The organism is Brevibacillus sp. YAE8, assembly GCF_057543335.1.
Window position 1 is genome coordinate 22,146 of record NZ_BAAIYG010000014.1, and the last position, 22,042, is coordinate 44,187.

Below are 22,042 nucleotides of genomic sequence, written 5' to 3' on the forward strand. Positions count from 1 at the left end.
AGCCTATGTTTTTGTTCAAAAAGCTGAGGAACAAAATGATTCTCTGGTTTCTCACCGTTGCAGTCATTCCTCTGGCCGTCGTTTCGCTGTTTATTACGAACAGCTTTTCATCCATCCTGATCGACAAGCAAAAAGCGTCGTATGTCGACCTGACCTCCAGTACCGCGATGGCGATGGATCAATATTTGGACCGGCGCATGACCGAAATTCAGGTGTTGGCCCGCACCTCTGATATTCAATCGGCTGACGCGGCGGCGAAAAACGAGTTCATCCGCAAGTTTACCGAAGAAATGAAGCTGTACGACGGCAATACGTTTATCGGCAGCGACGGAAAAGTATCCGCCGATACGTTCCCGAAAAGCGTCGGGATCGACCTTGGCGAGCGGCAATTTTTCAAGGACGGCATGCAGGGCAAACCGAGCTACTCCGATGTCCTGGTCGCCAAAACAACGGGCAACCGTTCGATCATCGTCGCTGCTCCCGTCACCGGCAAAAACAAGGAGGCGCTCGGCGTCCTGACCGGGCTTGTCAACGTGGACGAGTTCGCCGCGACGTTTCTGGCCAATCTGAACGTCGGCAGCGACGGTTACCCGATTCTGGTGGACAACAAGCACCAGATTCAATACCACCCCAACCAGGAGCTGATCGGAAAGCCGCTTGCGGAATCGGCTCTGCCCCAGCCTTTGGTCGACATTTTGCAAGCGGACAAAGCCGAGAAAGGCTCCTACAGCTACTCCGACCAAGGCAAGGAATACGTCGTCACATACTCGCCGATTTCGAAAACGAACTTTGGCCTTTACTTGCACATTCCGGTCGAATCTATCACGGCCGCCGTTTCTTCCGTCAGCAACAACGTCATGCTGATCGTTTTTGGCGTAGTTGCTGTAGTCATCGCCATCGCGTATGCGATCTCGCGCCAGATCACCCGTCCGATTGTAGATGTGGCCTCTGTGGCGAACCGCATTTCCGAAGGCGAACTCACCGTGCAGCCTCTGCGAATCCGCTCGCAGGATGAGGTCGGACAGCTATCCCAGTCGGTAAACACAATGGTGCACAACTTGCGCACGATCATTCAACAGGTCAACGACACAGCTACCGATCTCGCCTCTTCCGCAGAAGAGCTGTCGGTGAATGCGGAACATACCAGCAAGGCGACGGAACAAATTGCGATTACGATTCAGGAAGTGGCCTACGGCGCGGAAAAACAGGTGAGGAGCGTAGAAGACAGCGTGCACGCCATGCAAGGGGTGTCACAAGGGGCGCAGCAAGTAGCGGCGAATGCCCAGTACGCGGACGAATCGGCCATGAGCGCTTCCCGGATCGCCGTGGAAGGCAACGAGGCGCTGCAGGTCGTCATCAGCCAGATGCAGTCCATTGAAAATACGGTCAGCAACATTGCGGATATCGTCAAACGGCTGGGAAACAGCTCGCAGGAAATCGGGCAAATCGTGCAGGTCATCACGGCGATCGCGGAGCAAACGAACCTGCTCGCGCTAAACGCCGCCATCGAAGCCGCCAGAGCGGGCGAGCAAGGCCGCGGTTTCGCGGTGGTGGCAGACGAAGTACGCAAATTGGCCGAGCAGTCCGCCCAATCGGCGCAGCAGATTAAAGAGCTGATTACCACCATTCAACTGGAATCCAATCAGGCTGTGCTGTCGATGGAGCAAGGCACCAAGGAAGTCGCGCTCGGCTTGACGGTCGTAAACAACGCCGGAAAATCGTTTGAGCAGATTCAGGATGCAGTCGCACAAGTAGCGAGCCAAATCCAGGAAGTGAAGCTATATTCCGAACAAATGTCTGCCGGAACCGAGAAGGTCGTCGAATTGGTCAGCGTCATTGAACAGGTCGCTGAAAGCTCGGCAGACGGAACCCAGAGCGTGTCAGCCGCCACTGAAGAACAACTGGCCGCCATGGAGGAAGTGAACTCTTCTGCTGCTTCCCTGGCGAGAATCGCAGAAGAGCTGCAATCTCATGTGAGCCGGTTCAAAATATAGCGGGAACATGCTTAAAAGCCGTCGGGACCGATTCTCCCCGACGGCTTTTTGTTCATGCTCGCTTAGCCCAGTGTCAGCATCCGGTCAGGATGGTTGGTGCAAATTTGCACCTCGGGATGCCAGGACATGACTTCCCGGATGTACGCAGGCTCATCTAGCGTCCAGGCTATGACCTTGAACCCTTTTTCAATCGCGGCGGCTGTCAGCTCCCGCGTCAGATACGGATAGCCCATGGACAAGATGCTGGCGCCTGCCGCCTCGATCTGCTCCAGCATGAGCACGGGACGGCCGTAGACGATCAGCCCCGTCTGCACCTCCTGATCGAGCGTGCGCACGTGGCGAATCAGTTTGTGGTCAAACGACGTCACATACACTTCCTGCTTCATTCCGTACTGCTCCACCAGCGCCAGCACCTTTTCCGCAATTCCCGGGTACATGTCGCTCGTCGCCTTCAGCTCGATGTTCAGCGTGCAGTGGCCCTTGATCGCAGCCAGCGCTTCCGCCAGAGTCGGAATTTTTTCGCCTGCAAACTTCTCGTCGAACCATTTGCCCGCATCGAGCTGGCGCAGTTCCTCAAGCGTGTGGTCTTTGACTAGCCCGCTTCCGTTCGTCGTGCGCTCCAGCGTAAAATCGTGAATCAGGACCGGAACACCGTCACGCGTCAACTGCACGTCAATCTCCATCGCCTGGATCGCAGGCTCGGCCAGCGCCAGTTGAATCGCAGCCATCGTATTTTCCGGTGCTTTGCCCGACCAGCCGCGATGGGCCATACATATGTTCATGTCGCGAGCTCCTCTCTGTATCGTGCCGCTCTTATTTTTTCAGCAGCTTGCTGCCTTTGTCCGTCGCATTTTGCAGTGCTTCGTCAATCGTTGCCTGTCCGAGCATGGCGCGTTGCAGTTCTTTCTGGATGACATCCTGCAGTTCTTTGTAGCCAGGGGCCATCGGACGTGGATAGCCGTATTGCAACTGATCGACCGCGACCTTGAAGTTCGGATCTTTTTCATAGAATGCCTTCATCTCCGGCGAATCTACAGCGTCAGTCGTCACAGGCATGTATCCGGAAGCGATCGACCACGGCACTGTTTGCTCGGTGTCGGTCATCCACTTCATGAACTCCCACGCCGCTTTTTTCTCGGCGTCAGACGACTTCGCCAGCATCACCAGGTTGGCGCCGCCTGTAGGCGTACCGTAGTTTTTATTCGCTGGCAGGAAAGCTGCCCCCATGTCAAATTTGGCATTTTTCTTCAACTCCGTCAAGGAGCCTGTCGTGGTGAAAATCATGCCGACCTTTTGGTTCAAAAAGTCCTGTTCCGCTACATCCCACGCGTTGTAGTTTTCGCCTGGAGGGTTTTTCATCAGCCCTTCCTTGACCATTTTGGACCACAGCTCAAGCGGTGCCTTGCCCGCCTCGTTGTTCAGCGTCAGCTCCTTGCCGTCCTCGCTCAAAATGCTGCCGCCGCCCTGGAATACAAGCGCCTCGTAGAACCAGATGTCAACAGGTGTGGAAAAGCCGTAGCGGGTAACTTTGTCGCCTTCCTTCTTGGTCAGCTTTTGCGAAAAGCTAATAAGCTCATCCCATGTTTTCGGGCCGTTCGGATCGAGCCCCGCTTCCTTGAGCATGTCGCGGTTGATGTACAGAAGCGGTGTGGAACGGTTGAAAGGCACGGCGTACAGTTTGTCTTTCCAGTAGGAGTTTTTCATCAGGCCGGGAATGTATTTTTTCTCCTCGCCTTGCGAGTACGGCGTCAAATCTTCCAGTACTTTCGCATCGGCAAAGGCGGCGATCGACGCGATCTCTACCATCGTCACATCGGGATTGTTGCCCGCCGCGACAGAGGCGAGCACCTTGGAGTGGTTCTCCTGATAAGCGCCCTGGTATGCCGCTTTTACTTTAATATCCTTATGTGTCTCGTTGAACTTTTTGACCATATCTTCAATCGTTTTCCCGCGCACGCCGCCGAGCGCATACCAGAAGTCGATCTCCACCGGGCCGTTTTCTGCCGCTGTTTCCGCTGCCGGCCGGGTAGTCGCGTTGCCCGTGCCGGCAGCCTGCTCCTTGCCAGTCGAGCCGCAGCCAGCCAGTACGCCTGACAAGCCGAGAGCAAGTGCACATAGAATCGTTCCTGTCTTTTTCATCGCCTTCATGATTTGGTTTCCTCCCACATCGTTTTCGATTATTTGGATTGGTAGACAAACGCTTTGATGATATGGCGCTGGGCCACGAAGAAAATGACGAGAATCGGCAGGATGAGGATCATGTTCCCCGCCATCATGACGTTCCACAGCGTGCCGCCGTCTGACATGTGCAGACTCGAAATCCCGATCGGCAGTGTGCGCACCTCGTCGCTGTTGGTCATAATCAGCGGCCAGAAGTAGTCGTTCCAGTGATAAATGAAGCTGAACAGCCCGAATGTGACCAGCACCGGCTTCGCCATCGGCACCATGATCGTCCACATGATTTTCCACTCCGAGGCATTGTCCAGCCGCGCCGCCTCGATCACCTCGTCCGGCACCTGCATGAACGCCTGGCGAAGCAGGAAAATTCCGAATGCGCTCGCCGCGTATGGAATAATCAGCGACCAGAGCGTATTGACCAGCCCCCAGCCGCTCAGTTGCACGTAGATCGGCAAAAAGATCACCTGTCCGGGAATCATCAGGACGATCAGCACGAGGCCAAACAACAAGTTGCGGCCGGGAAACTGATAGCGGGCAAACGCATAGGCAGCAGGAACTGCGGTCAAAAACTGCAGCACCAAAATTCCGACGGCCACCAAAATGCTGTTCACCGTGTACATGAGAAACGGCCCAGACTCCCAGGCGTGGACAAAATTGCTCCACTCCCACGATTCAGGCAGCAAGGTCGGCGGAAACTGCCTGACCTCCGGCATCGTCTTGAAGGCGGTAGAGGCCATCCATAAAAACGGAAACACAAACAACAAAGCGACAACCAAAAGCCCGACCCACTCTGCTGTTTTCAAAGAGATTGCACCCACTCGTTTCATGCTGTTCCTCCTTTCTCTCGCATGTCGTCAACGATAGTGCACACGCTTGGACATGAACACGAAGTGCAGTGCCGTTAAAATCCCTACCAGAATCAACAGGATGACGGATGCAGCCGCAGCCAGCCCGCCGTTGTAAAAATCCATCCCTTGCTCGTAAATGTAGTAGACGAGCATGTTCGTGCTGTTGATCGGCCCGCCTTGGGTCATGATCGCAATCGTATCGAATGCCTGAAACGACGAGATCGTATTGATGATGAGCAAAAAGAAGATCGTCGGTGACAGCATCGGTACCGTAATCCGCACAAGCGTCCGCCACCAAGGCGATTGATCGAGCGCGGCCGCCTCGTAAATGTCTCCCGGAATGCTTTGCAGCCCGGCAATGAAAATGAGCGTGTTGTACCCGACGCCTTTCCAGATGCTGACGATGATGAGAGACAACAACGAGCTTTTCGGATCGGTCAGCCAGGTGTATCCCGACAGCCCGACAGCTTCGAGCGCCGCGTTCAGCAGCCCGAACTGCGGGTCCATCAGCCACATCCAGAGCATAGAGACAGAAACGAGCGAGATGATGTGCGGGCTGAACACTGTTGCCTGGATGATTCCGTACACTTTTGCCTTCTTGTTCAGCCACAGCGCGAGCAAAAAGGAGAGCGTCAAGCCGATTCCCACTGTCGCGACGGTGAAGACCGCCGTATTGCCCAGCACTTGCCGAAAATCTTGGTCGCCGAGCAAATCGCGGTAGTTTTGCAGCCCGACCCAATCCATTTCTTCGAGGTTAATCAGCGACCAGTCCAAAAAGCTCAAATAGATGATCGACCCGATCGGGTAAAAAAAGAACAGCAAAAAGCAGATCATCGCAGGCGCCAGATAGAGGTACGGGCGAAGACGCGTCGCGAGCTCCAGCCATGCCGCAGGCTTCACAGCCGCTTTTGCCTGCACCTGTCCGGTACCCGGCAGCTCGTGGGCAGTTGCCGCCTTTCGCATCAGCTCCCCCCTCCTGCAAGCGTCGATACTTGCTCGCGTCCGCCCAGTCGGCCCACTCTTTTTCCGCTTGCCCGATCAAACACGTACATGTGCGGCTTTGCGACTGTGACGGTAACGGCTGTGCCAAGCTGCCCCGCTTCCTCGGTGTCGGCCTTGACGATTACCCTGCCTTTTTCCGTCTCCACATGGAACAGCGTGTCCGAGCCGAGTATTTCCCGGGAGACGACCTGGCCTTTTGCCACCCATCTGTCGTCGGCCGGAACCGGGGAGACCGATGCAGGCAAAAGCAGCGCTTTTTCCGGGCGAAATCCCCACAACTGCTCGCTTCTGCCTTCCGCCGGCACGACGTTCATCGCGGGCGAGCCGATAAACTGGGCGACAAACAAGTTTTCCGGCTCCTGGTACAAATCCATCGGGGCCGCCACCTGCATGATGTGTCCGTCGCTCATGACGACGATCTGGTCGCCCATCGTCATCGCCTCCACCTGGTCGTGCGTCACGTAGATGAAGGTGCTTCCGAGTTGTTTGTGCAGGCTGGTCAGCTCTACGCGCATCTGGTTGCGCAGCTTCGCGTCCAGGTTGGACAGCGGCTCGTCCATCAAAAATACTTTTGGCTTTTTCACCATCGCCCGGGCGAGAGCGACGCGCTGCCGCTGACCCCCGGAGAGCTGGGACGGCTTGCGCTTGAGATAGTCGGACAACCCGACGATTTCCGCGATTTCCTCTACGAGCACCTTGCATTCTTTTTTGGAAGTTCCCCGGTTTCGCAAGCCGTAGGCGATATTGTCGAACACGTTCATCGTCGGGTAGAGCGCGTAGTTTTGAAACACCATGGCGACATCGCGCTTTCCGGGCGGCAACGCGTTCACCGCCTGATCGCCAATGAGAATATCCCCGCCTGACACCGTCTCCAGACCTGCGATCATCCGCAAAGTCGTCGATTTTCCGCACCCCGATGGCCCTACCAGAACGGTAAAGGAGCCGTCCGGAATCACCAGATCCAGTCCTTTGACCACCTTTTGGTTCTGAAAGGTTTTCGTTACCCCTTGCAATACCACTCGCGCCATTTCTTCATCTCCCTCCTTGCGCCTTGGCGGCCAGCATATCAGTGACAAATGACTCAAAATCGGCATAGCGGAAATCAGGCACCGCGTAGAGCCATTCCTCTTGCCCGTACCACTCCAGCACTGCGGCCGACACCCCGCCGGCAACAGCCGCCAGCACGTCGTAGCGGCTATCTCCAATCATCATCGCCTGCTCCGGGTATCTGCCCAGACTTGCCAGCGCTTTGTGCACAGGCTCGGCAGCAGGCTTGCCTCTCGTCACATCGTCGACGGTGACGATCACGTCGAACAGCCTGTCAATCCCCGCCTGCTCCAGCCCGGCCAGCGCAAATTCCCGCTGCTTGTTGGTGACAACCGCCAGTTGGTAGCCCGCCTGCTTCAATTTTTCCAGCCCTTCTCGCACGTAAGGAAACAGGCGGACGTGCCGGGCATGGTTTTCGCGCACGTAGGCAAAGTACTTGTCCAGCACCTCGTGCTTGTCAGGCACGCCTGCTGCCGCAGCTACAGCCGCCAAAAAATCGTCAAACGACTCGCCAAAGCGCGCGAGCAGCTCTTCCCGGCTGAAGTGACCCGGCGCATACTCTTCTGCTGTATAGGCGACCGCGTCGATGACCGCATCCCGGCTGTCCAGCAGGGTGCCATCCAGATCAAACAGCAACGCTTGAATCATGCAAAAAACTCTCCTTCCACAATAGGGGGCTGCCGACTGACACCGCAGTCGCTCCATGCTGCCATACTTCCTCCATCTGTTCCCGCTTGCGGATTAATCCTCCAGCAATAATCGGAATATCAATCACCCGCTTGTACTCCGCGATGTACTCCGGCAAGAGGGCAGGCATCAGCTCGACCGCGTCAGGCTGCGTTTCCTGCAGAGACGACAGCCCGGACTTGAGCGAGTCGCTATCGACGAGAAACAGCCGCTGGATCGTCAACAAGCCTTGCTTTTTCGCCAGCTTGACCAGCGTATTGCGCGTGGTCACAATCCCGTCCGGCTTCACGTAATGCGCCAAAAAGGCGATGCCTTCCCGGTCGTAGCTGATGCCGCCGATTCTTTCTAGGTGAAGAAACACCGGGATATTCCTGCTTTTGAAAAAGTCCACGTAGCCTTTTATTACACCGATATTGCCGATCGAGAGCACCGCGGCACTCACCTGCGCCTCGGCCGCTTTTTCCAGGTACTTCGCCTCCTTCACGGAAGCGATCAGCTTGTACGCGGCCAGCCTGGCATGAAACTGCTCCTGATTCATTCGTAAGCCTCCTTTGCCCACAACAAAAAAACCCACAGCGACATGACAATTGCCAAAGAACTCTCGATGAAAGTGCTTGGAAAGGCTGTCGGGGGTTTCTCCATGGCTCCAACCGAAGGGATGTATTCACTTGTTACTTTGAATGGTAATGCACCAGCATTAAGAGAACTTGAAGCGTTTGTAAAAAAAGGGCAAAGTTCCTGTAAGGATGCGATTGACGAAAATCGCCGAGCAGGAGTATGATCCATCTATATTCAAATAATCAAATATTCGAATATACGAAAAGAAGGGTTGCTACCATGAAGTGGGCCGCTAGATTTGAGGGCTACAATACGCAAGCATTCAGAAAAGACTGCGTGTCAGGACTAATCGTAGGGATTATCGCAATTCCGCTTGGCATGGCGTTCGCGATCGCCTCAGGCGTCAAACCGGAGTACGGGATTTACACCACCATCATCGCGGGTACGCTCATCTCGCTTTTTGGCGGCTCCCGCTACCAGATCGGCGGGCCGACCGGGGCCTTTATCCCGATTTTGTTTGCCATCGTCATGCAGTACGGCTATGAGGATTTGCTGCTCGCGGGCTTCATGGCCGGGATTCTTCTCGTCCTGATGGGGCTGCTCAAGCTTGGCGGACTTATCAAATTCATCCCCCGCCCCGTCACCATCGGATTTACCGCCGGGATTGCCGTCATTATTTTTACGGGGCAGATCGCCAATTTCCTCGGTCTGTCGCAAGTGCAGCGGCACGAGGACTTTTTGTCCAACATGAAGGAAGTCGCCGTTCACCTCGATACAACCAGCTTGTACAGCGTAGCGACGGCAGTCTTGAGTCTCGCCATTATTTTAATCACGCCGCGCTTCGTGCGAAATATTCCAGGCTCGCTCGTCGGCCTGGTCATTTCCAGCGTCGTTGCCTTCCTCTTTTTCGAAGGAAAAGTCGCGACGATCGGTTCGACCTTCGGAGAGATTCCCAACGCGCTGCCCGGCTTCCATTTTCCTGAAATTACGCTGGAGCGCGTCCAAAAACTGCTGAGTCCCGCTCTAATCATTGCTATACTAGGAGCGATAGAGTCTTTGCTGTCTGCGGTAGTCGCGGATGGCATGACACGCAGTCGCCACAACAGCAACCAGGAGCTGATCGGGCAAGGCATCGCCAACATGGTGACGCCGCTTTTCGGGGGAATCCCCGCTACAGGCGCGATTGCCAGAACCGCGACGAATATCCGCAGCGGAGCCACCTCCCCTGTGTCCGGGATCGTCCACGGCATCGTCGTCCTGCTCATTCTCGTCCTGCTCGCTCCTTACGCCTCGCACATTCCTTTGGCGAGCATGGCGCCGATTCTGATGCTGGTCGCCTGGAACATGAGCGAGCGCAAGGAATTTGCGCACATCCTGAAAGCAAGGACGAGCGACTCTCTCGTGCTGCTGATTACTTTTTTGTTGACTGTCTTTACGAATCTGACTACCGCCGTCGAGGTCGGGCTGGTGCTGGCCGTGCTGCTGTTTATCAAACGAATGCGCGAAAGCCTGCGAGTAGCCAAAGTATTGCCCGACCCTTCCTTGAAGCATGAGAAGGTCACGCCTCACATGGTGACGTCCCAGCACGATTGCCCGCAAATCAGCATCTACACGATCGAGGGACCGCTCTTTTTCGGGGATGCCGATCTGTTCGAAAGCTCGCTCGCGAACACGTTGCAGCATCAGCCAAAAGTGTTGCTGCTGCGAATGGGCAAAGTACCGTTTCTGGACATGACGGGCGAAGCCAATTTGTCGCGGATCGTGAAACAATGCATGAGTCAGGGAACAACGGTACTCGTCTCCGGAATCCAAAACGCCCCGAAACAAATTTTAGAGCGCACGGGCCTTTATGCGCTCATCGGCGAAGCACACTTTTTCGCCCACACCGGAGAGGCAATCGAGTACGCCCTGCGCCGGCTGGACGTCGGCAAATGTCTGGGCTGCCAGCACTTTGCTTTCCGGGAATGCGCGAGCCTGGCTGATCCTCACTCGCAAACGGCTTGCGTGCAGCAAACATCCCAAACGTCGGTATGACGAAAAGATCGGAGGAACCTGCTATTGAATTTGGAGCTACAGCAATTTAAAGCGAATTTCTTCAAAGCACTGGGGCATCCCCTGCGGATTCGGATTCTGGAGCTCTTGGCGGAGGGAGACAAAAACGTGAACGAGCTGCAAACGCTCATCGGCAGCGAAGGCTCGGCCGTTTCCCAGCAACTCGCTATTTTGCGCAACAACAACATCGTGTACGGAACAAAGGACGGAAACAAGGTGACGTATTCCTTGCGCGACCCGATGATTATCGAGCTGCTCAGCGTTGCCCGGCAAATTTTCAACAACCACCTGATCGACACGATCTCGATGCTGGATCGCTTCAATGAAGAATAGCGGCTGTCGTATGGCAAAAGAAAAAGCCCGGGACTTCTCATCGTCCCGGGCTTGCTTCATTTTTATGCGGAAACGGACACTAGCGCATCCAGCGCAATCAGCGCCTCGGCTTCAATCGCTTTGGCCATCGTCTCTGTGTGCGGGTTGTACGAGGCAAGCAAATCGGCATCGGCGTAGCCGTCAATCGCGAGGATCGACCCGGCCTTCATGCCGCGCAGCGCGGCAATGACGAACAGCGCGGAGTTTTCCATCTCGACAGCCAACACCCCTGCTTTTTGGTACAGCTTGTGCGGAAATTCCAGGACGCCGCTGTAAAAAACATCGAGCGTCAGCGTGATGCCTTCCGCTACGTGCAGCCCGGATTCGTGCGCTTTTGCTGCTTGCACGAGCGCATCTGCCACGCGGCGATTGGCGACAGCCGGGAAACCGGGCGGAACCAACTGGCTTGTAAGCCCGTCCTGGCGCACAACAGCCGAGCTGATGACGAGGCTGCCCGGCTCGATTTCTTGTTGATACGATCCGGCCGTCCCGACGCGGATGATGACCTGTACGCCACCCTTCGCCAGTTCTTCAAAGCATACAGCCGCTCCAGGCGAACCGACGCCGTGGCTGACTACCGCTACCTCCGTGCCCCTCCAGCTTCCGGCATAGCTGTAGTACTCGCGATTTTCCCCAATTTGCCGCGTGTTTTCCAGCTTGGAGGCGATCAAGGCAGCGCGTTTCGGATCGCCGCAGACGATAGCGCGTTTTGGCAGTTGTTCCGGGTCTACTTTCAGATTGGTCAGCATCTCAATCAAACTCCTTTTTCTCCCATTCGTCTTCCGGAATCGGCAACGCCTCACCGGAAAACCGCTCTTCGCGGAACGGGTCTGCGATCAGGTGAAAGCCGTTTTGCTCCCAGAAGCCGGGCTTGTTTTCGCGCATAAACTCAATGCCGCGCAGCCACTTCACGCTTTTCCAGAAATACAGGTGCGGGACGACCAGGCGCAGCGGCCAGCCGTGCTTGTCCGTCAGCGGCTCCCCGTCAAAGGAATGGGCCAACAGCACATCGTCGCGCATCAGGTCGGCCAGCGGCACATTCGCCGTGTAATCGTGATCGCCGTGCAGCATGACGTAGGACGCGGCGGGCACGACACCGATTGCCTGCAAAAAATCGCGGAAGCGCACGCCTGTAAATGCATTGTCAAACCGCGACCAGCGCGTCACGCAGTGAATGTCGCTTTTCACCGTCACCTGCGGCAGCGCCATGAGCTGTTCGTAGTTGAGCGTGACTTCCCGGTCGACCTCGCCAAACACGCGCAGCGTCCAGTCCTTCATGTCGTAGGTGGGCACTTCGCCCTCGTGCAAAATAGGAAAGCGCTCTGTCAATACTTGCCCTGGCGGAAGCCGTTTGGCCAATGCCGGGTCGACCGCCGGCACCTTCATCCGTTTGATCCGATCTGCCTTGTTCATGTTGCGTACCCCCTTGGTCTTTGCTGACTGCGCCCTCCTTTTACCGGGTGCTCTGCTGATTATGGCTGGCGCCTTGCATCCGATCTTTCAGGAAGAACATCGCCACCACCGTGAGCAAATACGGCAGCATCGAAGTAAACTGCGTCGGAAGCGAGAAGCCTTGCAGACGAATGCTCAGCGCATCCATCAAGCCGAACAGAAAGCTCGACGCCAAAATTCCCAGCGGGTGAGACTGCCCCATCATCATCGCGACCAGGGCGATAAAGCCGCGACCCGCGGTCATCCCTTCCGAAAACATCGTCACTTGCCCCAAAGAAAGCTGCGCTCCGGCAATCCCGCACAAAGCGCCGCACATGACGATCGCGAGCACCTGCAAGCCTGCTACCTTCAACCCAAGGCTGCGGGCAGCCACCGGATTGGAACCGACGGCGAGAACCCGGAAGCCGGTAACCGTCTTGTAAAAGAACAAATAGAGCGCAATGGCGGCCACAAACGCGAGGTAGACGAGCGGCGAATGCCCCGATACGACCTCGCCCACGACCGGAATGTGCTGTAGCCCCGGAATGTCCCACTTCGGCAAGCCTGCCATGTCTTTATCGTAAAAAGCTCCCTTGACGCCAAAAATCGCCCGCAACGCAAACGTCGTCAGACCGAGCGCGAGGAAATTGATCGCCACCCCGACGACGATCTCGTTTGCTTTCAGCTTGATCGTCATATAGGCAAACAGCAGGGAAAAAAGAACGCTCGTCAGCGCCGCGATCAAGATCGCGAGGAACAGATTCCCGGTAAAGTGATTGCCGACGATGGCGGAAAAGGCGCCAACGAGCACCATGCCTTCCAGCCCTACATTAAAAATGCCAACCCGCGCGCACAGCGCTCCCCCCAATGCCGCGAGCAAAATCGGCGTCACCATCCGAATGGTAGAACTGACGAGGGACCAATCAAGCAGCTCCATGAGATTCTCCCCCTTTTGCTTTCCGCTTTTTCCACCAGTCGTAGCTGAATTTAGCCGAGATAAACAGGATCAGCACGGCTGAAATCACACTGGCCAGCTCCAACGGCACCTCTGTGTTGCGCTCCACACCCATCGCTCCCGTCTGGAATGCAGCCAGCAGAATCGAGGTAAACACGACACCCACCGGATGGGCGTTCGCCAAAAGCGTTGCCATCAGCCCTGTCCAGGCGAAGTTCGGCACCGTCAAAGCGCCGTCGACAAAACGATAGTGCGCCCCCAGCACCTCGACCGTTCCTGCCAGGCCGGCCAATCCGCCGCTCGCAAACATGCCCGTCAGCATGACGCGAATGCCGTTGATCCCCCCGTACTGGGCAAACAGCGGGTTTTGTCCGAGCATTTTCACTTCATAGCCAAACGGCGTAAAGCGAATCACCCAAAACAGGATCGCGGCACCGACGATGGCAAACAAAAAGCCCGCGTGCACGCTCATCCCCGCAAACAACTTGGGCAACCAGACGCTTTTATCGAGCATGACCGTCTGCGCCAGCGCCGCCGAACCGCTGCGGTCGCGAAACGGCTCGGTTACGAGGTAGCTTGCGAACAGAACGGCGATATAGTTGAACAGCAAGGTGGAGATGAGCAGCGGTATGCGGAATCTCGCCTCCATAAAGCCCGGCAGCAACGCCCACAAACCGCCTGTCGCCATCCCCGTGAGAATCGCCGCCACCAGCTTCACGACTCCCGGTGCGGGCAAATAGATCGCCACGAGCGTAGCGCTGATCGCCCCGAGCACCATCTGTCCTTCTGCCCCCAGGTTGAACACTCCCGCCCGAAAAGCAAGCGACAGCCCCAAGGCGATCAGCATGATCGGCGTCGCTCTCGCCAAGGTAGAGGTGAAGAAGTAGAAGCTGCCGAAGGCCCCTTTCCACATTTCCTGATACGTGCCCAGGATAGATTCCCCTACCGAAGCGATGACGAGCGCCCCGATCAACTGCCCGATGACAACCGCCAAAAGCGGCTGAACCAGTGATTTACCCAGCTCTTTGATTGCTGCCATGAACGCTTCCTCCCGCCATTAACACGCTGATTTTTTCCTCGGTTGCCTCTTTGCGCGAAAGCTCTCCGGCGATCCGCCCTTTGTACATCACCAAAATCCGGTCTGACAGCGCCAAAATTTCCGACAGCTCGGACGAGACCAGCAAAATCCCGTCGCCTGCGTTGCGCTTGTCGATCAGCGCCTGATGGATGTACTCCATCGCGCCAATATCGACACCCCGGGTCGGCTCTGCCGCGAGCAAAAACGGAGTCTCATGTCCCAGCTCGCGCGCCACGATCAGCTTTTGCAGATTTCCGCCCGACAAATTCCCGGCCAGCTCCTGAAGCTGTCTGGAGCCTGTCTTGATCGCGAACTTTTCTACCCAGCCTCTGACGACCTGGCGAAAAGCTTCCCGCCGCACGACGCCGCGCCGATTGAACGCAGGCTTTCGCTGATAGCCCATCAGCGCGTTTTCCTCGACGCTCTCCAGCTTGGCTACCCCCCACAAGTAGCGATCTTCCGGGATGTGCGCCAAGCCCGCCTCGCGAATCGTCGCGACAGTCTGGTTGGTAACGTCCTTGCCGCCCAGCCGAATCGTTCCCTCCTGTGCCGTCCGCAAGCCGCTGATCGCTTGCAGCAGTTCGGACTGGCCGTTGCCCGATACGCCCGCGATGCCGACGATTTCCCCGTGATGCACGGTAAAGCTGACCCGGTCGAGCAACGTCTGCTTTTCCCGAACCGTCAAGTTCTCCACCTGCAAAAGCGGCCCCCGCTCCAGATCGACGCGCTCGCTCAGCTCCCGCAGCTCGCGTCCGACCATCAGCCGGGCCAGATCGTCCACATTCGTCTCGTTACGCGCTACCGTGCCCGTCACCTTGCCGCCGCGCAACACCGTGATCCGATCTGCGACCTCCATCACTTCCTGCAGCTTGTGCGTAATCAAAATGACGCTCTTCCCGCTCTCCGCCAGATTGCGGATCGTCTGCAACAGCTCGCGAACTTCAAGCGGCGTCAGCACGGCAGTCGGCTCGTCCAGCACGATGATGTCCGCTCCCTGGTACAGCACCTTGAGAATTTCCACACGCTGCTGCTCGCCGATGGAGCAGTTGGACACTCTAGCCTGTGCATCTATCGGAATCCGGTACTGCTCGCTTAGTGCGCGGACCTTTTCCACGGCGTCCTTCCGGCGGAAAAATCCGGCCTGCTGCGGCTCGTAGCCGATCACGATATTTTCCGCCACGCTAAACTCGCCAAACAGCATGAAGTGCTGGTGCACCATCCCGATCCCGCTGCGAATGGCGTCCTGCGGCCCGCGAAAAGCGACAGGCTTGCCGCCTAGCACGATCTCGCCGGACGTAGGCTGCTCCATGCCGTACAGCATCCTCATCAGCGTCGTCTTGCCCGCGCCGTTTTCCCCGACGATGGCGTGGACTTCTCCCGCAGCAAGCGAAAACGAGACCTTGTCGTTTGCAATAAAATCTCCGTATTTCTTGGTCATGGCCCGCATTTCCAAACGATCGGTCATCCTTGCTCCTCCTTCTTTGCGCCTAGCCTTTCTCTTCCTTGCCTCTGCTCCTTGCCTTGCATATAAGGAAGACCGACTACACAGTTGTAGTCGGTCACAATCATGCACTGTGCGCTAGCTGTTAAAACGAGTCTGGCACTTTGCGGGTACCAGCGATAATCTCCTCGCTGATCGCTTTTACTTTGTCCACGACTTCCTGGCCAATAAAAGCGTTCAGAGGCGTCTGGCTCTCGTGCGTCACATACGTTACGCCTACGCCTTTTTCTTTCAAGCCGTAAGTGACGACGCCCGGCTTGAACGAGCCTTCTACGAACGACTTCACGGTTTCATACGCAGCGGCATCTGTCCCTTTGAGCTGGGACAACACGATGTGCTCAGGGTCGATCGTGGTGCGGTCAACGTCCTGTCCCGATGTATAGAAGCCTTTTTCCTTCGCGGCCTCGAACACGCCGAGGTCGCCTACTGCTGCCGCTCCGTTGATGAAGTCGGCGCCTTTGGATGCTTGCAGCAGCGCCAGCTCCTTCGCTTTTGCCGGGTCAGAGAAGCTTCCTACGTAGTTCACCAGGAACTCCGCGTTTGGATTGGTTGCTTTCAAGCCTTCCTGGAAGCCGCCTGTCCATTTTTTCAACAGCGGAATATCCATGGCGACAACCATGCCGACCTTGTTTGTCTTCGTGGCAAGACCTGCCGCAGCGCCCATCAGGTAAGCCGCTTCCTGCTCGCGGAAGGTAACGCTGCGCACGTTTGGCAAATCTACTACGGTATCAATAATCGCGAAGTTGCGGTCAGGATTTTCGGCTGCCACTTTTTTCAGCGCGTCTTCCGCTTCAAAAGAAGAAGTGATAATCAGATCGTAGTTTTCCGCTACCGCAACGCGCAAATTTTCTTCGATGGCGCCGTGGTCAGTAGACTCGATGCTTTTTACTTCTGCGCCAAATTCCTGTCCTGCTTTTTTCGCGCCTTCGTCCATTTGCTGGAAGAACGGGTTTACCCCGATTTTTTCCGGCAAAATCAGCGCAATGCGCTTCTTCGCCGCGCCTTCTTGCCCTGCCGCTTCTTCCTTTGGCTTGTCAGCAGGCGCATTTCCGCCAGCCGAACAGCCCGCAGCCAAAACAGCAAAAGTGGTGAATGCTAACAACAACTTCTTCATGGTGTCTTCCGCTCCCATCCGAACGTTCTACGTTTTTTCTGTATCCTACTACGTAATGTACGGCTTTTTTCCGAAAAGATCAATACTAAACACGAATATTTTGTAACAAAAATATTTTATCGTTCGTGTATTCCCCCTCCTGACAACAAAAAAACTCTTCCCGAAGGAAGAGTTTGCGTCCGAAGCCGTCCTCTTCCTCATCTGTCAAAACCCCGGTACAGGTTTTGCAGGAATTGGCACCTTTCTGTCCATGTCACGCATGTCCAGTGGTTGCCGGGCTTCATCGGGCCAGTCCCTCCGCCGCTCTCGATAAGGAGATAAAAACTATCAAGTTACAATGCATTCATTCTAGCAGAACAAACTGAAAAAGCAATTGTTTTTTCAGACTGTTCTCGCCAATTTTACACTTTGGCGCCTATTGTCTGTGAAACGTTTCCTGCAGCCGATGCGACAGATTGTTCAGTTCCCCCAGCTCTTCGGTAATTTCCCGCACCTTTTGATGCTGGTTTTCCGCTGTGGCGAAAAGCTCCTCCAGATTGGCGACCGACTGCTCGGTGACAGCGGTAATGGTCGACATTTCCATCGCCACTTCGCCCGAGCGCATTTTTACCCGGTTCATGCTGGAGCCGACCTGCTCCGCTGCCTGCAGGAAGGCCATCATGCCGGAGCGCACCGCCTCGATCGACGCCACTGTTTTCACAGCCAGCTCCTGGCCTTTTGCCACCGAAGCTTCCCCGTTGCTGATCTGCTGTACAGCGTTCTCGCTTTCCTGATGGAGCGATTTGAGAATCTCGGTAATTTCCTGTGTAGCGGTTGCGCTCTGCTCCGCCAGCTTGCGCACCTCGTCTGCCACCACGGCGAAGCCGCGGCCGTGCTCGCCTGCACGCGCCGACTCGATGGCGGCGTTGAGCGCCAGCAGGTTCGTTTGCGTCGCAATCTGGTTGATGGCTCCTACGATTTCCTCGACCCGATTGGCCTGGCGGTTGAGCTGGTGAATCGTCGACGCTGCCACGTTGACGGCAGAAACGATCTGTTCCATTTGCTGCGACAGCTCTTTCATCATGTCGACGCTTTCTTTCAGGCGGCGGTTGTTCTGGTCGGACTCGCTTTTCATCGCGTTCGTCTGCGTGGTGACCGCCACGATCTCCTGGTCGATCGACTGCACCTCTTCCTCGATCTTCACTGTCGAGTTCGCCTGCGACTCCATGCCCGTCGCCACTTCCTTGAAGGCGATCATCATTTCATCCGTATTGCGTTTCGTTCCTTCGGCATGCTCGTGTACGTGCTCTGTCGTACGGTCGATCTGCTCGGTCATCTGTTGGATATGGACGAGCATCTCTCCCAGGCGACGCTCTTTTTCTTCCGCTTCCTGGCGGGCGATGTTTGCCTTCTGCAAGGACGCTTGTCCCGCCAGACAGAGGTACGTCACCGCTCCCATCATCATCAGAATCGCCATGATGCGTAGCACCAGATTCAGCTCGGTGAAATCGCCGCTGAAAATCTCGTACGATCCTGTGTAAAATCCGACCAGCGTCACGATGATTTGCGCAATTCCGGCTGTCACTACGAGCTTCCAATCCAGGTAAGCCGCGAGAAAACCCATGACCACAAAAGCGAGAAACGTAACTTCTGGATACGTCGTGAAATGATCGAACGAAATCGCGTAAAACATAAGTCCGATCGCTACCAGATAACGAATGACATGGCTGTCTCTTTTGATGAAGTAAAAAGGCGAAACAATAAGGGTGACCAGCAATCCGAGGGACGTCACTTTCCAGAAATTAGCGTCGACTTGATAGGCAATGAGTCCCGCCATCCACAGATGGTTCCATAGGATAAAAATCATAAAGCCTTCTTTGTCCGTTAATGTGTTGCGAACCAATTGAATCATAGTTGCCCCCCTTTTCCCTGCTACTTATGTATCGGATTCTTTTTCCATTATATCGCGCTCAGATTGACTAATTTGTGAAAAAAGTGAGAACAGCCAAAACCAGTGACGAATAGGCTACTATCATACCCCTTATTTTAAGACATCTGGAAAGGAACTAAGAACCGTGGAAGAACAACGCAATCTTTTGCCAGCCACCGTGCTGACGCGGACGATCCAACGTCCGAATACCACTATTTATTACCCGCAACTGGCGGGGCTAGCCAATCAGCAAGCAGAAAAAGACATCAACCGCGCCATTTTGCAAACGGTCCAAGGATTGATTCACGAACAGCAACGGGTACAAGTACCGGGAAATACCCAAATGCAAGGAAGCTACGAAATCAAAACGAACGAGCGCGGCATTTTCAGCGTCACCATGAGCAATTACGCGTACACTCCGCAAATGGCCCACGGCATGACCTTCCTCGGGTCGGTGACGGCAAACATCCATACAGGCAAGCTCTATACGCTGCGCGAGCTGTTCAAGCCGGGCAGCGACTACGTCAACGTCCTGTCCGCGAACATCAAACGCCAGATCGAGGCGCGGCAAATCCCGACGCTGAACGGTTTTACCACGATCAAGCCCGATCAAGATTTTTACGTTGCCGACAAATCATTGGTCATTTACTTCCAACTGTACGAAATCACCCCGTACTATGTCGGCTTCCCGATGTTTCCCATCTCCATCTACGAGTTGGAGCCCATCATTGACGAAAACGGGCCGCTTGGCATTTTGGCTGCCGATTAACAGCCCTCCTTTTACCTTCTTCCCCGAGCTGATGCCCTTGAAACGGCATCGGCTTTATTTTTGTCAGAAAAACGCCTTCTTTTCCACTCGAATAAACATTTACTTATATGTCCTGAACTGCTACTATGTTATTTGTACATATTTACTTAAGCAATCAAGCGCTTCGTCTTTCGAACCAGCTTTTTCTGGAGGTCTGATATCATGCAACATTACGGTCACAAGATCGGCCAAGCTGCCAGAGTCTTCAGTAAAACATTGAATGGAATCATGTCCCCGATGGGATTATATAGCTCGCAATGGAGCATTATTCTTTGCCTGCACTACCGCAACTCTTTGACGCAGGTGCAACTGAGCAACTACCTGAATGTCGAAGCCCCGACGATTACCCGGACATTGACCCGGCTGGAAGAGATGGGCTGGATCATCCGCTCCGAAGGCGACGACAAGCGGGAACGGTACGTGTCGCTCTCGCCTGCGGCAATCGAGCGTTTTCCCCAGTGGCTGCAAGCGGCGCGCGATTTGGAAGCGGTTGCCTTGCGCGATCTGGACGAGAACGAGCTTGCCGTCTTCAACCGGGTTCTGAAAAAGATGACGGAAAATTTGAATACGCAAGCGTAGGCTTGTTTTTGATACGACGACACGACAAAAGGGCTTCTACTCCTGAGCGGCTAAGCAGCCGTGTTCAAGCAGAAGCCCTTTTCCCTGTTGCGAGTTGCTGTTTACATCATCCGTTTGACCATGCTGCGCGCCATCCAGACGCCTGCCGCACCCGCCTGCGCCAGTCCGCGCGTGATCCCTGCCCCGTCGCCCCCGCAGAACAGTCCTTTGATTTCCGTCTCAAACTCCTCTGTCAGCTTGGGACGCGCCGAGTAAAATTTCGCTTCGACGCCGTAAAACAGCGTGTGCTCCGAGGCAATTCCCGGCGTGACCTTGTCCAGCGCTTCCACCATTTCAATGAGGCTTTTCATCGTATTGTAAGGCAGCACCAGTCCGAGATCGCCCGGCACGGCTTCCTTCAAGGTCGGCTCGAGGAAGCCTTCCTTGATCCGCGCTTCCGTAGAGCGGCGCGCCCGCAAAATATCGCCGTACTTTTGCACGATCACGCCGCCGTTGGACAAATCGTTGGCGCGTTTGCATATCTCGCGCGCGTACTCGTTCGGCTTGTCAAAAGGTTCCGTGAACGTATGCGAGACGAGCAGCGCGAAGTTCGTATTGGTCGAGCCGAGCGCCGGGTCTTTGTAGGAATGCCCGTTTGCCGCCATGACCCCGCTGTGGTTTTCCACGACGACGTGCCCGGACGGATTGCTGCAAAACGTGCGGACCCGCGTGCCGACGGATGTGTTGAAAATAAACTTGCCCTCGTACAAATGCTCGTTGATTTCGCGCATGACGACATCGGACGTCTCTACGCGCACCCCGACGTCCACCTGGTTGTTGTACATTTTCAGGTGGCGCTTTTTCAGGATGTTGGTCAGCCAAGCCGAGCCGTCCCGGCCAGGTCCGATCACGACAAAGTCGCTCTCGTACTCTCCCCCGTTTTTCAGGACGACGCCTCTCACGCGATGGCCGCCGTCTTCCTTGACCGTCAAAATGTCCTCGACCTCGGTCTTGAACATCATGTCGATTCGTTCCTTCAAATATTCAAAAATCGACTGCAAAATCTCCAGGTTTTGCTCTGTGCCCAAATGGCGCACCTGTGCGCGCAGCAGCTTGAGCCCTGCCGCGTACCCGCGCTGCTCGATGCTTTTGATCGTCTCTGTCGTCGGATCGGTAATCGTGCGGGTCGCGCCGTGCTCCAGGTTGATTTCGTCGACGTATTTGATTAGACCAAGCACAGTGGAAGGACTGAGGTAATCCGTCATCCAGCCGCCGAACTCCGTCGTGATGTTGAATTTGCCGTCACTGTAGGCGCCTGCTCCACCAAAACCGCTGGTAATCGAACAGGCCGGCAGACAGCCCGCATAGTCCTTTTTCCCGGCAGGCGGCGGACAAAGCTTGATTTTTTCTTCCAGGATCGGACAGCGTCTGCTGTAAATGTCGTGCCCTTTATCAATGAGAAGCACCTTGGCATTCGGCGCTTTTCGCGTCAGCTCATAACATGTAAAAATTCCGGCTGGTCCTGCTCCTACCACAATCGCATCGTATTTCTTCACTTCCAGTTCCTCCCCGTAAGCATGTTGGAATACTAGGCTTTCACCAAGCATAGATGGCTCTTGCGCTGTCTATCCCTGCCCGCGGCAACAGACGACAACGCAAAAAATTCCCGGCCGACGAATAAGGTATGTCAAAAAACACCCTCATTCGTAGCCGGGAATTTACGGTTCCCTGTAGAGACCCTCAAACCATATCTTTGAGGATATACGAATTTGTCATGTATTCATCAAGCCAGTCTTGTAGCCAACAACAATATGTATAGTAGCGTATAAGCTGAATCAAGTCAATATTCTTCAGCCCATTTATTCGTGTTTACATTTTTTTAATATAAAAAATACGATTGAAAAACGGTTTCACAAAGCAAAATCCGAACATTACATCCGAACGTTCGTC

21 protein-coding genes and 2 riboswitches are annotated in these 22,042 nt (G+C 55.3%); of the genes, 6 read left to right on the plus strand and 15 right to left on the minus strand.

Translation table 11 applies throughout. The features are described 5' to 3' along the window. Positions 1–5 precede the first annotated feature (5 nt). Positions 6–1,994 carry a methyl-accepting chemotaxis protein gene (locus AC27IT_RS16475; RefSeq protein WP_238500712.1) on the plus strand — a complete coding sequence of 663 codons (1,989 nt, stop codon included), beginning with the start codon at positions 6–8 and terminating at the stop codon, positions 1,992–1,994. A 62-nt stretch (positions 1,995–2,056) separates the two neighbouring features. Here AC27IT_RS16475 and AC27IT_RS16480 read toward each other — a convergent pair whose 3' ends face one another. From AC27IT_RS16480 to AC27IT_RS16510, 7 genes are read right to left on the minus strand one after another with little or no spacing between them, the layout of a single operon-like run. After that, entirely contained in the window at positions 2,057–2,776 is a 720-nt protein-coding gene (locus AC27IT_RS16480) for a glycerophosphodiester phosphodiesterase (RefSeq protein WP_487091915.1), read from the minus strand. A gap of 31 nt (positions 2,777–2,807) precedes the next feature. Beyond that, on the minus strand, positions 2,808–4,142 hold the full coding sequence (locus tag AC27IT_RS16485) for an ABC transporter substrate-binding protein (protein ID WP_429779529.1): 1,335 nt from the start codon (positions 4,140–4,142) through the stop codon (positions 2,808–2,810). Between the two features lie 29 nt (positions 4,143–4,171). Continuing rightward, on the minus strand, positions 4,172–4,999 hold the full coding sequence (locus tag AC27IT_RS16490) for a carbohydrate ABC transporter permease (RefSeq protein WP_487091916.1): 828 nt from the start codon (positions 4,997–4,999) through the stop codon (positions 4,172–4,174). 27 nt (positions 5,000–5,026) lie between these two features. Beyond that, positions 5,027–5,983: a carbohydrate ABC transporter permease gene (locus AC27IT_RS16495; protein ID WP_487091917.1), complete on the minus strand. Its 957-nt coding sequence runs from the start codon at positions 5,981–5,983 to the stop codon at positions 5,027–5,029. Then, positions 5,983–7,050, minus strand: a complete 1,068-nt coding sequence (locus AC27IT_RS16500) for an ABC transporter ATP-binding protein (protein WP_487091918.1) — start codon at positions 7,048–7,050, stop codon at positions 5,983–5,985. The genes AC27IT_RS16495 and AC27IT_RS16500 overlap by 1 nt, the downstream gene beginning before the upstream one ends. Positions 7,051–7,054: 4 nt before the next feature. Next, entirely contained in the window at positions 7,055–7,717 is a 663-nt protein-coding gene (locus AC27IT_RS16505; protein WP_007777304.1) for an HAD family hydrolase, read from the minus strand. Then, positions 7,695–8,294, minus strand: coding sequence for a glycerol-3-phosphate responsive antiterminator (locus tag AC27IT_RS16510; protein WP_005827577.1), 600 nt, complete (start codon positions 8,292–8,294; stop codon positions 7,695–7,697). Before AC27IT_RS16510 ends, AC27IT_RS16505 begins: the two co-directional genes overlap by 23 nt. 102 nt (positions 8,295–8,396) lie before the next feature. Between AC27IT_RS16510 and AC27IT_RS16515 the strand changes: the two genes are divergently transcribed. From AC27IT_RS16515 to AC27IT_RS16525, 3 genes are read left to right on the plus strand one after another with little or no spacing between them, the layout of a single operon-like run. Beyond that, positions 8,397–8,537 (plus strand): hypothetical protein, encoded by a 141-nt coding sequence (locus tag AC27IT_RS16515; RefSeq protein ID WP_155808538.1) that lies wholly within the window; start codon positions 8,397–8,399, stop codon positions 8,535–8,537. A 56-nt stretch (positions 8,538–8,593) separates the two neighbouring features. Beyond that, positions 8,594–10,348 (plus strand): SulP family inorganic anion transporter, encoded by a 1,755-nt coding sequence (locus tag AC27IT_RS16520; protein WP_483072945.1) that lies wholly within the window; start codon positions 8,594–8,596, stop codon positions 10,346–10,348. A gap of 24 nt (positions 10,349–10,372) precedes the next feature. Beyond that, entirely contained in the window at positions 10,373–10,699 is a 327-nt protein-coding gene (locus AC27IT_RS16525) for an ArsR/SmtB family transcription factor (protein ID WP_005827573.1), read from the plus strand. Between the two features lie 62 nt (positions 10,700–10,761). On the opposite strand, the gene AC27IT_RS16530 is transcribed toward AC27IT_RS16525, so the two are convergent. From AC27IT_RS16530 to AC27IT_RS16560, 7 genes are all read right to left on the minus strand, one after another. Further along, positions 10,762–11,487: a nucleoside phosphorylase gene (locus AC27IT_RS16530; protein ID WP_487091919.1), complete on the minus strand. Its 726-nt coding sequence runs from the start codon at positions 11,485–11,487 to the stop codon at positions 10,762–10,764. Position 11,488: 1 nt separating this feature from the next. Then, positions 11,489–12,151, minus strand: coding sequence for a sulfite oxidase-like oxidoreductase (locus tag AC27IT_RS16535; RefSeq protein ID WP_005827568.1), 663 nt, complete (start codon positions 12,149–12,151; stop codon positions 11,489–11,491). Between the two features lie 40 nt (positions 12,152–12,191). Continuing rightward, positions 12,192–13,106 carry an ABC transporter permease gene (locus AC27IT_RS16540; protein WP_026557586.1) on the minus strand — a complete coding sequence of 305 codons (915 nt, stop codon included), beginning with the start codon at positions 13,104–13,106 and terminating at the stop codon, positions 12,192–12,194. Beyond that, positions 13,093–14,163: an ABC transporter permease gene (locus AC27IT_RS16545; RefSeq protein WP_487091920.1), complete on the minus strand. Its 1,071-nt coding sequence runs from the start codon at positions 14,161–14,163 to the stop codon at positions 13,093–13,095. The genes AC27IT_RS16540 and AC27IT_RS16545 overlap by 14 nt, the downstream gene beginning before the upstream one ends. Next, entirely contained in the window at positions 14,138–15,667 is a 1,530-nt protein-coding gene (locus AC27IT_RS16550) for an ABC transporter ATP-binding protein (protein WP_487091921.1), read from the minus strand. Before AC27IT_RS16550 ends, AC27IT_RS16545 begins: the two co-directional genes overlap by 26 nt. 121 nt (positions 15,668–15,788) lie before the next feature. Continuing rightward, positions 15,789–16,817, minus strand: a complete 1,029-nt coding sequence (locus AC27IT_RS16555) for a BMP family lipoprotein (protein ID WP_005827564.1) — start codon at positions 16,815–16,817, stop codon at positions 15,789–15,791. A gap of 194 nt (positions 16,818–17,011) precedes the next feature. Next, a riboswitch (SAM riboswitch) is annotated at positions 17,012–17,133 on the minus strand. Positions 17,134–17,232: 99 nt separating this feature from the next. Continuing rightward, complete coding sequence (locus AC27IT_RS16560; protein WP_005827563.1) at positions 17,233–18,708, minus strand: methyl-accepting chemotaxis protein; 1,476 nt, start codon at positions 18,706–18,708, stop codon at positions 17,233–17,235. 163 nt (positions 18,709–18,871) lie between these two features. On the opposite strand from AC27IT_RS16560, the gene AC27IT_RS16565 reads away from it, so the two are divergent. Together AC27IT_RS16565 and AC27IT_RS16570 are read left to right on the plus strand one after the other, a co-directional pair. Beyond that, on the plus strand, positions 18,872–19,495 hold the full coding sequence (locus AC27IT_RS16565; protein WP_005827561.1) for a DUF3298 and DUF4163 domain-containing protein: 624 nt from the start codon (positions 18,872–18,874) through the stop codon (positions 19,493–19,495). 201 nt (positions 19,496–19,696) lie between these two features. Then, the gene (locus AC27IT_RS16570) at positions 19,697–20,113 is read left to right on the plus strand and encodes a MarR family winged helix-turn-helix transcriptional regulator (protein ID WP_005827560.1); all 417 of its coding nucleotides are present in this window, start codon (positions 19,697–19,699) and stop codon (positions 20,111–20,113) included. 101 nt (positions 20,114–20,214) lie between these two features. Here the strand turns inward: AC27IT_RS16570 and AC27IT_RS16575 are convergent, their stop codons facing one another. Beyond that, positions 20,215–21,648, minus strand: coding sequence for an NAD(P)/FAD-dependent oxidoreductase (locus AC27IT_RS16575; protein ID WP_487091922.1), 1,434 nt, complete (start codon positions 21,646–21,648; stop codon positions 20,215–20,217). 131 nt (positions 21,649–21,779) lie between these two features. Beyond that, a riboswitch (purine riboswitch) is annotated at positions 21,780–21,879 on the minus strand. Between the last annotated feature and the right edge of the window lie 163 nt (positions 21,880–22,042).